The sequence below is a fragment of the Pseudonocardia nematodicida genome (assembly GCF_040105385.1).
Taxonomy (GTDB): domain Bacteria; phylum Actinomycetota; class Actinomycetes; order Mycobacteriales; family Pseudonocardiaceae; genus Pseudonocardia; species Pseudonocardia nematodicida.
Genome location: NZ_JBEDNQ010000011.1, coordinates 132,792 through 145,694, shown reverse-complemented (window position 1 = coordinate 145,694; position 12,903 = coordinate 132,792). Strand labels below are relative to the sequence as shown.

At 74.1% G+C, this 12,903-nt stretch carries 12 protein-coding genes; 11 read left to right on the top strand and 1 reads right to left on the bottom strand.

The features are described 5' to 3' along the window. Positions 1-14: 14 nt before the first annotated feature. Positions 15-1,205 (top strand): FAD-dependent monooxygenase, encoded by a 1,191-nt coding sequence (locus WIS52_RS24460; protein WP_349300703.1) that lies wholly within the window; start codon positions 15-17, stop codon positions 1,203-1,205. A 178-nt stretch (positions 1,206-1,383) separates the two neighbouring features. Continuing rightward, on the top strand, positions 1,384-3,729 hold the full coding sequence (locus tag WIS52_RS24455) for a CDP-alcohol phosphatidyltransferase family protein (RefSeq protein WP_349300702.1): 2,346 nt from the start codon (positions 1,384-1,386) through the stop codon (positions 3,727-3,729). Between the two features lie 68 nt (positions 3,730-3,797). Here the strand turns inward: WIS52_RS24455 and WIS52_RS24450 are convergent, their stop codons facing one another. Continuing rightward, positions 3,798-4,262, bottom strand: a complete 465-nt coding sequence (locus tag WIS52_RS24450) for a DUF6506 family protein (protein ID WP_349300701.1) — start codon at positions 4,260-4,262, stop codon at positions 3,798-3,800. Between the two features lie 146 nt (positions 4,263-4,408). Between WIS52_RS24450 and WIS52_RS24445 the strand changes: the two genes are divergently transcribed. The 9 genes from WIS52_RS24445 to WIS52_RS24405 all read left to right on the top strand — a co-directional run bounded on the left by WIS52_RS24445 (position 4,409) and on the right by WIS52_RS24405 (position 12,843). Then, positions 4,409-4,996 carry a TetR/AcrR family transcriptional regulator gene (locus WIS52_RS24445; RefSeq protein ID WP_349300700.1) on the top strand — a complete coding sequence of 196 codons (588 nt, stop codon included), beginning with the start codon at positions 4,409-4,411 and terminating at the stop codon, positions 4,994-4,996. Beyond that, positions 4,993-5,547, top strand: a complete 555-nt coding sequence (locus WIS52_RS24440) for a hypothetical protein (RefSeq protein ID WP_349300699.1) — start codon at positions 4,993-4,995, stop codon at positions 5,545-5,547. Before WIS52_RS24445 ends, WIS52_RS24440 begins: the two co-directional genes overlap by 4 nt. A gap of 261 nt (positions 5,548-5,808) precedes the next feature. After that, a complete protein-coding gene (locus WIS52_RS24435) occupies positions 5,809-6,324 on the top strand; it encodes a DinB family protein (RefSeq protein ID WP_349300698.1) in 516 nt (171 codons plus the stop codon). A gap of 770 nt (positions 6,325-7,094) precedes the next feature. Beyond that, positions 7,095-9,878: a DUF4040 family protein gene (locus WIS52_RS24430; RefSeq protein WP_349300697.1), complete on the top strand. Its 2,784-nt coding sequence runs from the start codon at positions 7,095-7,097 to the stop codon at positions 9,876-9,878. After that, the gene (locus tag WIS52_RS24425) at positions 9,875-10,348 is read left to right on the top strand and encodes a sodium:proton antiporter (protein WP_349300696.1); all 474 of its coding nucleotides are present in this window, start codon (positions 9,875-9,877) and stop codon (positions 10,346-10,348) included. Before WIS52_RS24430 ends, WIS52_RS24425 begins: the two co-directional genes overlap by 4 nt. Next, positions 10,345-11,859 (top strand): monovalent cation/H+ antiporter subunit D family protein, encoded by a 1,515-nt coding sequence (locus WIS52_RS24420; RefSeq protein WP_349300695.1) that lies wholly within the window; start codon positions 10,345-10,347, stop codon positions 11,857-11,859. Before WIS52_RS24425 ends, WIS52_RS24420 begins: the two co-directional genes overlap by 4 nt. After that, entirely contained in the window at positions 11,856-12,215 is a 360-nt protein-coding gene (locus WIS52_RS24415; RefSeq protein ID WP_349300694.1) for a Na+/H+ antiporter subunit E, read from the top strand. Before WIS52_RS24420 ends, WIS52_RS24415 begins: the two co-directional genes overlap by 4 nt. Continuing rightward, positions 12,212-12,481, top strand: coding sequence for a monovalent cation/H+ antiporter complex subunit F (locus WIS52_RS24410; protein ID WP_349300693.1), 270 nt, complete (start codon positions 12,212-12,214; stop codon positions 12,479-12,481). Before WIS52_RS24415 ends, WIS52_RS24410 begins: the two co-directional genes overlap by 4 nt. Next, positions 12,478-12,843 (top strand): cation:proton antiporter, encoded by a 366-nt coding sequence (locus tag WIS52_RS24405; protein WP_349300692.1) that lies wholly within the window; start codon positions 12,478-12,480, stop codon positions 12,841-12,843. Before WIS52_RS24410 ends, WIS52_RS24405 begins: the two co-directional genes overlap by 4 nt. Positions 12,844-12,903 lie beyond the last annotated feature (60 nt).

Here is a 12,903-nt window from a genome sequence, read left to right as displayed (position 1 = left end):
GCGAAGGGGTCCTCGTGCGCCCACACCGCGTCCTGATCTCCGGCGCGAGCATCGCCGGCCCCGCCCTGGCCTGGTGGCTGACCCGGTACGGCTGGTCGGTCACCGTCGTCGAGCGGTTCGACGGTGTGCGCGAGGGCGGCCAGAACATCGACGTCCGCGGCGCCGCCCGCGAGGTGCTGCGCCGGATGGATCTCCAGGAGACCGTCCGCGCCGCGGGGACCGGTGAGCGCGGCATCGCCTTCGTCGACGACGGCGGCCACCGGCTCGCCGAGTTCGGGGCGGGCACCGGGGACACCGACGGCGCCACCGCGGAGTTGGAGATACTGCGCGGCGACCTCGCCGACCTGCTCGTCGAGCACACCCGCGCGGGCGTCGAGTACGTCTACGGCGACCAGATCGCCGACCTCGACGACCTCGGTACCCACGTCCGGGTCGGGTTCGCGCACGGCGACGAGCGGGAGTTCGACGTCGTCGTCCTCGCCGAGGGCCTCTCGTCGCACACCAGGAAACTGGTCCTGCCCGGAGCGCGGATCAGCGAGCTGGGCATGCACATCGCCTACCTGACGATCCCGCGCACCCCCGCCGACGACGACTGGTGGCGGGTATACGCCGCGACCGGCAGCCGGGTCCTGTGGCTGCGCCCGGACAACCACGGCACCCTCCGGGCCGGGCTCGCCCTGCGTTCGGCGGTGCGGGGCCTGGAGGATCTCGACCGCGCCGACCAGGCGACGGTGCTGCGCCGCACCTTCGCCGGTGCCGGCTGGGAGATCGACCGGGTGCTGGCCGTGCTCGACGACACCCCGTTCGTGCTCGACACCGTCGGGCAGATGCGGCTGCCCAGCTGGAGCCGCGGCCGGGTCGCGTTGATCGGTGACACGGCGTTCTGCTCGTCGCCGGTGAGCGGGATGAGCACCAGCCTCGCCCTGGTCGGCGCGTACGTGCTCGCCGGGGAGCTGACCCGCTGCCACGACCACCGCGACGCCTTCGCCGCCTACGAACGCCTCATGCGCCCCTACGTCGAGCGGGCGCAGTCCCTGCCGACCAGCCTCTTCGGGTTCGTCTACCCGCGTACCCGGGCCGGGCTCCGGGTGCAGCGCACCGCGATCCGGATCGCCGGATCCCCCGCGGCGCGACGGGTCGGGGCCGTCGCGCTGCGCGGTCTCGGATCGCCCGCGGACGAGTTCGAGCTGCCCCCGCCGCCGTGACCCGTCATCACGGCGAACGGTGACGCGGGTATCCCGTCGACGTCGCGGGGGTTCCGACGCCGAGGACTGTGCGCACGGCCGTTCGGCCCTGCCCCGCATCCGAGCAACGGCGGAATCGTTTCATCGCGCACGGGTGCATGGCGCTGCGCCACCCGTTGCTGGGGCATCCTTGCCGGTCGTGCTGCATCGCTCCCCCCGGTTCGCGGCCGTCGCCCCGCTCCTCCGTCAGCTGGGCGGCGCCGCCGCGCTGCTCGCCGCCCTGCTCGCGCTGCTGGCCGCCGGCACCGGGATCGGCGCCGTCCGGGTCACCGCCGGGGCGGTCCTCGGCGTAGCGGCCGTCGCTGTGCTGGCCCGCGCGGCGCACCGGACGCGGACGACGACGTTCGGTCCGGCGGGGGCGGTGACGCTCGCCCGCGGGGTGCTCGTGATCGGCGCGGCCGCGCTGGTGGGGCGCGGCGGCACGGCAGGCGTCGCGCTGGTCGTGCTCGCCGGCGTCGCGCTGCTCCTCGACGCGGTGGACGGGCCGGTCGCCCGGCGCACCGGCACCGTCTCGGCGTGCGGTGCGCGGTTCGACATGGAGACCGACGCGTTCCTGCTGCTGGTGCTGTCGGTGCACGTCGCCGTCACGACCGGCCCCTGGTGGGTGCTCGCGATCGGCCTGATGCGCTACGCCTACGCCGCCGCCGGCCGGGTGCTGCCCTGGCTGCGCGGCGAGCTCCCGGAGCTGCGCTCGGCGAAGGTGGTGGCGGCGCTGCAGGGCGTCGTCCTGGTCGTCGTGGCGGCCGGCGTGTGGCCGCCGATGGTGGAGCGGCCGGCGATCGGGGTCGCCCTGATCGCGCTCGTGTGGTCGTTCGCGTCGTCGGTCGCCTGGCGGTGGCGGGTGGCCCCGGAACACCCGGTCCGCTGGTGGGTCGCCGGGTCCGGGCTGCTCACCGGGGCGGGCGCCGCGCTCGTCGTCGGGGTGCTGGTGCTGCCGGGCGTCCCGGAGGGGGTCGAACCGCTCGGGTTCGTGCGCCTGCCGATCGAGGTCGTCGCCGGCGGCGTGGTCCTCGCGGTGCTGCCGGCGCGGCTGCGGCGGGCGGTGGCCGTCGCCGGCGGCGCGGCGGTCGCCGTGATCGGGCTGTTCAAGCTCCTCGACATCGGGTTCCTGAAGGCACTGGACCGCCCGTTCGACCCGGTCTCGGACTGGGTGCTGCTGCGCAACGCACAGGAGTTCCTGCAGGGCACCGTCGGGCCGACCGGCGCGCTCGTCGCGGCGGCCGGGGCCGTGCTGGCGGCGCTCGCACTGCCGGTCGCGGCGGCGGCCGCCCTGCTGCGGCTCGGTCGCCTGGCGGCCCGGCACCGGCCGGCCACGCTGTCGGCGGCGGCGCTGCTCGGCACGGCGTGGATCGTGCTGTGGGCCGGGGTCGGCGGCCAGCTCGTGCCCGGGGCCCCGCTGGCCGCGGCGGACGGCGTCGCGCAGGTACGCGACCGGGCGGCCGATCTCCCCGCCGCGCTCCGCGACCGGGCCGCCTTCGCCGACGAGGCCGCCGTCGACGCCTACGCCGACGTCCCCGGCGACCGGCTGCTGGGCGCCCTGCGCGGCAAGGACGTCGTGTTCACCGTCGTGGAGAGCTACGGGCGGTCCGCCGTCGAGGACCCGGCGATGGCGCCGAGGATCGACCCGGTCCTCGCCGAGGGCGACGACCGCCTGGGCGCCGCCGGGTTCGCCTCCCGCAGCAGGTTCCTCAGCTCACCGGTGACCGGCGGCGGCAGCTGGCTGGCGCACGCGACGCTGTTCTCCGGGCTCCGCATCGACGACGAGGGCCGCCACGACCAGCTCGTCTCCTCGGACCGGCTGACCCTGCCCCGCGCGTTCCGCGACGCCGGCTGGGAGACCACCGCGGTCATGCCCGGGACGACGCGGGCCTGGCCCGAGGCGTCCTTCTACGGCCACCAGCGGGTGCACGCCTCCACCGACGACGGCCTGGGCTACCGCGGCCCGTCGTTCAGCTGGTCGCCGATGCCGGACCAGTACACCCTGTCGGCGTTCAACCGCCTCGAGTACCAGCGCACCGACCGCGGGCCGCTGATGGCCGAGATCGCGCTGACCTCCAGCCACGCCCCGTGGACCCCGGTCCCGCCGACGCTGCCCTGGGACGCGATCGGCGACGGCGCGGTCTACGACGGCCACGCCGGGGGCGGGCGCAGCTTCGACTCGGTCTTCGGCGGGGACCCGGCCGCGGTCCGGGACGACTACGTGCACGCGACCGAGTACTCGCTGCGGACGGTGCTCGACTGGGTCAAGCGCTTCGGCGACGACGACCTCGTCGTCGTGGTGCTCGGGGACCACCAGCCCGTCTCGGTCGTCACCGGGCCGGACGGCGGCCGGGACGTCCCGATCTCGATCATCACCCGGGACTCCGCGGTGCTGGACCGCGTCGCCGGATGGGGCTGGACGCCCGGCCTGAAACCCGCACCGACGGCGCAGGCCGCCCCCATGGAGACCTTCCGTGACCGCTTCCTGGCAACGTTCGACCGCTGAGGGGTACGTGAGGGTTCAGCCCGCTTGATCGAACTACTCTGCTGTATCCGCCGACGGCCGCGCCGCGGTCAGCGCGCGGGGTAGAGCGCGAGCCCGACGGCCACGCGCTCACCGACGGCGTCGATCACCGCCGCGGCGGCCTCGGGCGCGGGTGCGCCGTGCAGCTCGAACAGCTCGACCCCCTCGGCCGCCAGCTCCCTCGCCAGCCTCGCCGCCTGGGCGGGATCACCGATCGTCGCGACCGTCGTACCGGCGACCTCGACCCGGTCACCCCCGGGCGTCCCGGCCGGTGCGGCGATCAGGAACGCCGCACGCAGCTGCTCACCCGCGGCGAAGCGCTGCTTGAACGAGGTCGTGGCCTCGAGCGACTCGAACCCGTACATCACCGCGCCGACCTCGGCCCGGTCCCCGACCGCCCGCCGGACGGCGGCGTGCGGCACCGGTCCGAGCGCGCCGCAGAGCTCGACCCGGCCGGCGCCGCGCGCGGTCTCCTCCGCGGCCACCGCGGCCACCCGGTCGCGTGCGACCTCCACGTACCGCACCCCAGCGACCTCCGCCACGGCCGAACCCGGGCCCTCGAACAACACACTGACGGACATGGCGACCCCTCCAGAGGTAGAATCTCGTTCTCCCGTACGAAGGTAGAACGAGATTCTCCTCGAAGACAAGGTGAGTGCGGATGCCCACGCCGCCACGGCAACGGGTCCTCGACGCCGCGCGCGCGCTCTTCCTCGACCGCGGCTTCGTCGACACGACGATCGGCGACATCGCCCGGGAGGCCGGCGTCGCACTCAAGACGATCTACAGCGGCTACGGCTCCAAGGTCGGCATCCTCACGGCACTCCAGGACCGCGACGTCGCCGGCGACGGGGACGCCGTCGCACTCCTGGACCGGGACTGGGCCACCGAGCTGCCGACCCTGTCCCGCGCCGAGGCGGTCCGACGGACCGTCGGACAGCTCGCCGTCTCGACCGAACGGGCCGCTCCGGTCCTCGCGGTCGTCGCGTCGGCGGCGTCGGACCCGGCGGTCGGCGAGCTGCTCGAGCGGCTGCACGCCCAGCGCGTCGAGACCTGCCGCGAGCTGGCCCGGCGCATCGACGCCGACCGGCGCGACGAGCTGGCCGACCTGCTCTACGCGCTGCTGGGCGTCGAGACCCACCAGCTGCTGGTCGTCCGGCGGGGGTGGAGCCGCGCGGCCTGGGAGCGCTTCGCCGAGCAGTCGATCACGACCCTCCTCGACGACGACGCTGACCGGCTCAGGTCATGACCGGCACGTTGCCCACCCTCTGGGGCGTCACACCCGACGAGACGACCCGTCGCTACCCGTGCGACGAACTGCTGCCCGACCCGCGAGCCACCTGGTTCCGCGGCATCGACGTCGCCGCTCCCGCGCCGGTGGTGCACCGCTGGCTGTGCCAGCTGCGGGTCGCCCCGTACAGCTACGACCTGCTGGACAACCTCGGCCGACGCAGCCCGCGCACCCTCACCCCGGGTGTCGACGAGCTGGCGCCCGGCCAGACGGTCATGACCCTGTTCGAGCTGGTCTCCTTCGCCCGCGCCGGACACCTGACCATCCGGCTGCGCGGAGGCCCGGGCCGGCGGGTCCTCGGCGACTTCGTACTGACCTACGACGTCCGCGAGACCGCCCCCGGCCGCTCCCGGCTGGTGGTGAAGGTACTTCTCGGCGGCGGTGGCGGACCGGTGGCCCGGCTGCGACGAAAGACCCTGGCCTGGGGAGACCTGCTGATGATGCGCAAGCAGCTGCGGACGCTCCGGGACCTCGCCGAGCGGACGCCGTCCGATGTGGATCCGGGCTGAGCGTCGTGCCCCCGATGCCCGGAGCCGGACTGCTCGGCGACGACCGTCTCGTCGAGACCGGGGCCGGCCGGCGACACCCGCTCCCTCGATGCACTCGCCACGGACCTCGCGAGGGTCGTGACGGCGTTCGACCACCGTCGTCTCGCTCATCCCACCGCGCCGGATCGACCCGCAACAACTCCCACGCCGACGACCCAGACCCGTCGACGTCGCCTGAATCGAGGTGGCGGACGTCGCTGGCGCGCGCCAGGATGCCGCCTCGTGACCGATCCCCTGCGCTGGCAGTTCGACCTGGTCCGGGCGCTGTGCGAGTACCACCTGAGCGCGCTCACCGACGACGACCTGGCCTTCGTCCCCGCCCCGCTGCACTGGACCGTCCACGAAGGACCCGGTGGCACCTGGACGCCGGACTTCCCGGAGGACGGGGTCGAGCCCGATCCGGTCCCGGCGCCGACCGGGGCGTGGATCGCCTGGCACCTGCTGTGGTGGTGGGGCACGGCGCTCGACGAGCTGACCGGCCGTCCCCGGCGGGACCGCACCGACGTGAGCTACCCGGGCTCGGCCGCCGGCGTCGTCGCCGCGCTCCGGGAACTGGCCGCCGCCTGGGCCGCGGCGCTCGACCAGACCGCGGCCGACCGGGACAGGCCCGTCACGTTCCCCTGGCCCGACGGCCACACCGTCGGGCACCTCGTCGCGTGGGCGAATGCCGAACTGATGAAGAACGTCGCCGAGCTGGGCCAGCTACGGATCATCCGTGGCGCGGACGAGGGCGCGTGAGCGGCTCACGCCGTGCCGGTCGGCTCGTCCTGACCCGGTCTCGGTCTCGACCGCCTCGATCGACGCACTGGTGACCTTGCACAGCGATCCCGGTATCGCGGCCTGGTGCGGCGGAACGTGGACGGCCGGCGATGCGCTCCGATCGGCACGGTGGAGCGCAGAACGCTGGAGTACCGACGGGTCGGCCGATGGCTGGCGTACGAGGCGCCGATCGCGATCGCGATCACCCCAGGAGGTCCTGCCCTCCCACGAGATCGTGGCCTTCACCGGACAGCACAACCGACGCTCCCGCGCGGTGATGGAGCGACTGGGCATGCAGTACGACCGCGAGATCCGGCGGCCGGGGCTGGTGGCCGGCCGGGACGGGATCCATGACGACGCTCCCTTCGCCCTGTACCGGCTGGCGTGACCATGCAGTACGTGCGAACGCCAGGCCGTAGGTGATCCGGGTCGCAATGCGGAAGCCGGGATCGACGCGGGCAGCACATGTAGTCTCCGCCACCATGACTGCCGGGAGCGCGCTGCGGGCGATGGTGTGTCTCGTGCCGCTGCCCGGTACGAACGGGCACCCCACGTCCTGGGGTCCCATGCTCGCCGGCGTCGTCCCGGACGCCTGACCCGCGCTCGCCCCAGCACGTCCGGCAGGAGCCGGCGGCGCGGCCCGGGAACCCCGGCGATCGCGTGATGCCGCCGGGATACCCGCCGACCAGGCCGCCCGGTTCCTCGTCGACCTCCCCGCACGACCTTCAGACACCGGGAGCTTTCTGGTCATGGTCCTGACTGCCACGCTCGCCGCGGCGTGGGCGCTCGTCGCGCTGACTCCGCTGATCGCCCGTCGCCACGGGCCGGCCGGAGGCTGGTTCGGCGCCGCCGGGCTGGCGGCACTCACCGCGGTGATCGCCGGTGTCGCCCTCACGACGCCGGGACCGGTCGCCGAGGTCGTGCCGTGGATCCCGACGCTGGAGGTGATGCTCCGCCTGCGGATGGACGGGCTCGGCACCCTGTTCGCGCTGCTGGTGCTGGGCGTGGGCGCGATCGTGCTGGCGTACTCGACGTCGTACGTCACCGAGAAGCGGCCCACCGGCTTCTACGCGCTCATGACCGCGTTCGCCGCGGCCATGCTCACCCTGGTCCTCGCCGACGACCTGGTCGTCCTGTTCGTGGCGTGGGAGATCACCACGCTCTGCTCGTACCTGCTGATCCTGCGGGTCGGGCCGAAGGGGCGTGCCCCGGCCGCACGGACCCTGCTGATCACCGTGGCCGGGGGGCTCGCGCTGCTCGCGGCGGTCTGTACGGTGATCGTCCGGACCGGGACCACCCAGCTGTCGGTCGCGCTCGCCGACCCGGCCTGGCAGACCGATCCGGCCTTCGCCGGCACGGTCGCGGTGCTGGTCGCGGTGGCCGCGATGACGAAGTCCGCGCAGTTCCCGTTCCACTCCTGGCTGCCCGACGCGATGGTCGCCCCCGCCCCGGTGAGCGCCTACCTGCACGCCGCGGCCATGGTGAAGGCCGGGATCTACCTGCTGATGCGGTTCTCCGGCGCGGCGTCGGCGTCGCCGGTGTGGCCGTGGCTGCTGGTGTCGGTCGGTGTGCTGACCGCGCTGATGGGCGCGGTGTTCGCGCTGCAGCGCAGCGACCTCAAGGAACTGCTGGCCTACTCCACGGTCAGCCAGCTCGGCCTGCTCGTCGCGGTCATCGGGGTCGGGACGACGACGGCGCTGCTCGCCGCGAGCGCGCACGTCGTCGCGCACGCGCTGTTCAAGTCCGCCGGGTTCATGACGGTCGGGCTCGTCGAACGCCGGGCCGGCACCCGGGACCTGCGCGAGCTGCGCGGGCTGTACCGGGCGATGCCGTGGACCGCGGTGATGATCGCGCTCGCCGCGCTGAGCATGGCCGGGGTCCCGCTCACCCTGGGCTTCGTCTCCAAGGAGTACGTGCTCGACGCCGCGTTGACCGGCGGGAGCGGGCCCTCGCTGCTCGCCACCGTCGGGCTCGGGCTGGGCGCGGTCCTGACCGTGGCCTACAGCGCACGGATGGTGTTCCCGGTGCTGTTCGGGCCGGCGGCCGAGCTGGGCCCGGTCACCGGAGCCCGGGCGATGATCGGTGCGGTGACCGTGACCGCGCTGGCGGGTGCGCTGCTCGGTCCGGCGGCGTCGGTGCTCGACGGGCTGGTGCGCGGCGCGGCCGCGGCGTCGCTGGCGGTCCCGGTCGGCGAGATCGAGGGCTTCTACGTCTGGCACGGGGTGAACCCGGCGCTGGTCGTCTCGCTGCTCGCGCTCTCCGCCGGTGCGGTGCTCGTCCTCGCCCGGGCGCGGGTCGACCGGGTCCTCGACCGGCCGCTGTTCCCGGTCACCGGCGTCGCGGTCGTCGAGCGGATCCGCACCGGGATCATCGACCTCGGGTACCTCGTGGGGAACCCGACCCGCGGCGACTCCCCGGCCCGGCACCTGCTGGTGCCGGTGCTGCTGATCGCGGCCGGTGGCACCGCCGCGGTCGTCGCCCGGGCCGGTGGTCTCGACGCCGCACCGGGAACCTCCCGTCCGGTGGACGTCCTGCTGCTCCTGCTCACCGCCGCCGGGGTGGCGGCGACGCTGCGCGCCGGCCAGCGGCTCCCGGCGGTGCTCGGCGCGGGCGTCGTCGGCTTCTCGGTCGCGCTGTGGTTCTACGAGCTGGGCGCCGCGGACGTCGCGCTGACCCAGCTGCTGGTCGAGGTGCTGACGGTCGCCGTCATCGTGCTGGTGCTGCGCCGGCTGCCCGCCGGCTTCGGTGCCGGCACCGGCCGGCAGCTGCCGCGGGTGCTGCTCGCCGCCGGCGCCGGGATCGCGGCCACGGCCGGCACGCTGGCCATGACCGGCTGGCGGGAGCCCTCGGCGGTCAGCACCTGGTTCCTGGCCGAGGCCGAGGCGGAGACCGGCGGCAGCAACATCGTCAACACCATCCTGGTCGACTTCCGGGCCTTCGACACCTTCGGCGAGCTCGTCGTCCTCGCGCTCGCCGCGCTGGTGATGGCCGCGCTGCTCGACGCCCGCCGTCCGCAACCGGTCCGGCGTCCCGATCCCCCACCCGAGCCGGCGCCGGTGGCCGACCCCGGCGCGAACGCGATCTTCCTCAGGACCGTCGCGAAGGTGCTGGTGCCGTTCCTGCTGATCGCGTCGGTGTGGGTGCTGCTGCGCGGGCACAACGACCCGGGCGGCGGCTTCATCGGAGCCCTCGTCGGAGCCTCCGGGCTGGTACTGGCCTACCTGGCCGCCCCGTCCGACGCCGACGGGCGCGTCCGGCTGCCCTTCCTGCTCGTCGCGGGTCTCGGCGCGGTCGTCGCGGCGCTGACCGGGCTGATCGGGCTGTTCGACGGGTCGTTCCTGCGGCCGCTGCACCTCGACCTGCTGGGCATCCACCTCTCGACCGCGCTGGTGTTCGACGTCGGTGTCTACCTCGCCGTGCTCGGCGTCGTGGTGGCCGCGCTGAACCTGCTCGGCTCGCGCGAGCCGGACCCCGATCCCGAGCCGGAGACCGAGCCGCGGGACGACCACGAGCCCGAGGAGGCGCTCCGATGATCCTCGCTCTCACGATCGGCCTCCTGGTGGCCGGCGCCGCCTACCTGATGTTCGACCGCAGCTACCTGCGCACCATCCTCGGGCTGCTGCTGTTCGGCCACGCCGTCAACCTGCTGCTGTTCGCGACGGGTGGCACCCAGCGCCGCGGCGAACCCCTGGAGGGCACCGACCCGGCGCTGTCGGCCGACCCGTTGCCGCAGGCGTTCGTGCTGACCGCGATCGTCATCGCGTTCGCGATCGTCGTCGTGATGCTGGTGCTGGCGGTGACCGGGCGGGCCGGGGACGACACCCGCGACCGCGGTCCCGCCGAGACCCCCGACGACGACGGTGACGACCGGACCGGCGACGGCTCCCGGACCGAGAACGGCAGCCGGGACGGCGACGACGGCCCGACCGGCGATCCGCAAGGCCACGGCGGTCCGGCCTCGAACGGCGACCGCCCCGCCGACCGCGCGGGGGTGACCCGATGACCGCCACGATGCTCCCGCTGTTCGTCGGCCTGCCGCTGCTCGCGGCCGGGATCACCGCACCGGCGAGGGCCTGCGCACCGTGGGCCCGCGCGGTGCTGATCGCGCTGCTGATCGCCAACCTCGCCGCCGGGATCGCGCTGGTCGCCACGACGTCGTCCGGGGCGGTGCTGGCCGAGCAGGTCGGCGGCTGGCCGGGCGGCATCGCGATCCCGTTCGTCGGCGACACGCTGTCCGCGCTGATGCTCACCGTCACCGGGCTGCTCGCGCTGGTGTGCGCGGTGTTCGGGCTGATGACCGGCACCGGCGAGGCCCGGCTCTACCCGCCGCTGGTCATGGCCCTGGTCGGTGGCGTCAACGGCGCGCTGCTGACCGCCGACATCTTCAACCTGTTCGTCTTCATCGAGGTCATGCTGCTGCCCTCGTACGGGCTGCTCGTGCTGGCCCGCTCCGGGCAGGGAACGCTCCGGTCGGTCACCGGGGCCCGGCTCTACGTCGCGTTCAACCTGTTCGTCTCGACGCTGTTCCTCGCCGGGGTCGCGATGGTCTACGGCACCGCCGGCACCGTGAACCTGGCCGAGCTCGCCGGGGCGGCGCAGCAGTCGCCGACCGTCGCCGTCGCCGCCGGGATCTGCATCGCCGCGCTGTCGATGAAGGCCGCGGTCGTGCCCGTGCACGGCTGGCTCGCGCAGGCCTACCCGTCGACGTCGCCGACGATCTCGGCGCTGTTCTCCGGCCTGCACACCAAGGTCGCGATCTACGCGATCTACCGGATCTACGCGGTCGTGTTCGACGGCGACACCCGCTGGCTCTGGATCGGTGTCGTGCTCTTCTCGGCGACGATGCTGATCGGGGTGCTCGGCGCCGTCGGTGAGAGCACGATGCGCTCGATCCTGGCCTTCCACATGGTCAGCCAGATCGGCTACATCCTGCTCGGGGTCGCCCTGTTCACCCCGCTCGGGCTGGCCGCGGGCATCTTCTACCTGCTGCACCACATGATCGTGAAGGCGTCGCTGTTCCTGTCCTGCGGCGCGGTCGAGGAACGGCACGGCACCGACGCGCTGGCCCGGATCCGCGGGGTCGCGCGGCGCGACCCGCTGCTGGTGGCCGCGTTCGGGATGGCGGCGCTGTCGCTGGCCGGGCTCCCGCCGTTCTCCGGTTTCGTCGCGAAGCTGACGCTGATCCTCGCCGCGCTCGACGCCGGTCAGATCGCGGCGGCCGTCGTCGCGATCGTCGTCAGCCTGCTCACCCTGCTCTCGATGATCAAGATCTGGAACGTGCTGGTGAAGCGACCCGACGAGGACGACACGGCCACGGGATCGACCGGGGACACCCTGGTCGCGGCGCCGCCGGTCCCCCGGGTCGGGCTCCGGCTGACCCTGCCCGGGCTCGTGCTCGCCATGGTCACGCTCGGCCTCGGCCTCGGCGCCGAGCTGCTCTACGGCCTGTCCGCCACCGCGGCGGCCGGCCTGCTCGACACCAGTTCCTACGTGGAGGCGGTGCTTCCCCGATGAGCGCGATGCTCACCCGTCCGGTCCGGCTGGTCGCGTTCTGGTGCTGGTTCGCCGGCCAGATCATCTCCTCGGCCCGCGACGTCCTGGCCGACATCCTCACGCCGGGCTCGTCGGCGACCCCGCGGGTCGTGCGGCTGCCGCTCGACTGCGAGACCGGCTCCCGGTCGGCGATCATGGGTGCGTTGATCACGCTCACCCCCGGGACGCTCACCCTCGGCGTCGTCGACGGTCACCGTGAGCTCCTCGTGCACTCGATGTACCACCGGGACGAGGAGTCTGCGCTGGCGGATCTGCGGGACATGGAGTCCCGCATGCTCCGCGCCTTCGGTCCCCGCACCCGGGAGGACCTCGCATGAGCACCGCCCTGATCGGCATCGACATCGCCTTCGCCCTGTGCGCCGTCGTGGCGCTGCTGTCGGTCGTCCGGATCGTGCGCGGGCCCGACCGCGGGTCCCGGCTCGTCGGCGCCGAGCTGCTGACCGTGACCGTGATCGGCCTGATCGCGCTCGGCGGCGTCCGGTCCGGCAACACCTCCACGTTCGACCTCGTCCTGGTCGTCACGATGGCGGCGTTCCTGGCCGCCGTCTCGCTCGCCCGCGCGCTCGTCGGAGGTGCACGATGACCGGGTTCCTCACCGTCCTGGGCCAGGTGCTGGCGGTCGCCGGTGCCGGTGTCCTGCTGCTGGCCGCGATCGGGCTGCTCCGGTTCGCCGACTTCTACATGCGCGCCTCCGCGGTCGCCACCGCCACCGGCGTCGGGATCAGCCTGATCATCATCGGGTCGGTTCTGGTGGCGCCGGGCGTGGCCGACGCGGTCAAGGCCGCGGTCGCGGTGGTGCTGCAGCTGGTCACCTCCGCCGCGGGCGGGATCATGCTCGCCCGCTGCGCCCTGCTGTCGGGCCACCGGTTCAGCCCGGACACCGATTCCGCCGCGCTGCGATCCGTCACCGGACCCCGCGGGCCGGCGCAGGGGGACGACGGCTGACGGGCCCGGCCCGCCCGCCCCGGCCCGGCATTGCCCGCCCCGATCACCGGGGCATAGATT

What these genes read in the sequence shown, in the direction of transcription:
- WIS52_RS24445 (WP_349300700.1), top strand. Translation starts at nt 4,409, where the DNA reads ATGCCCACGCCGCCACGGCAACGGGTCCTCGACGCCGCGCGCGCGCTC.
- WIS52_RS24440 (WP_349300699.1), top strand. Translation starts at nt 4,993, where the DNA reads ATGACCGGCACGTTGCCCACCCTCTGGGGCGTCACACCCGACGAGACG.
- WIS52_RS24430 (WP_349300697.1), top strand. Translation starts at nt 7,095, where the DNA reads ATGGTCCTGACTGCCACGCTCGCCGCGGCGTGGGCGCTCGTCGCGCTG.
- WIS52_RS24425 (WP_349300696.1), top strand. Translation starts at nt 9,875, where the DNA reads ATGATCCTCGCTCTCACGATCGGCCTCCTGGTGGCCGGCGCCGCCTAC.
- WIS52_RS24420 (WP_349300695.1), top strand. Translation starts at nt 10,345, where the DNA reads ATGACCGCCACGATGCTCCCGCTGTTCGTCGGCCTGCCGCTGCTCGCG.
- WIS52_RS24415 (WP_349300694.1), top strand. Translation starts at nt 11,856, where the DNA reads ATGAGCGCGATGCTCACCCGTCCGGTCCGGCTGGTCGCGTTCTGGTGC.
- WIS52_RS24410 (WP_349300693.1), top strand. Translation starts at nt 12,212, where the DNA reads ATGAGCACCGCCCTGATCGGCATCGACATCGCCTTCGCCCTGTGCGCC.
- WIS52_RS24405 (WP_349300692.1), top strand. Translation starts at nt 12,478, where the DNA reads ATGACCGGGTTCCTCACCGTCCTGGGCCAGGTGCTGGCGGTCGCCGGT.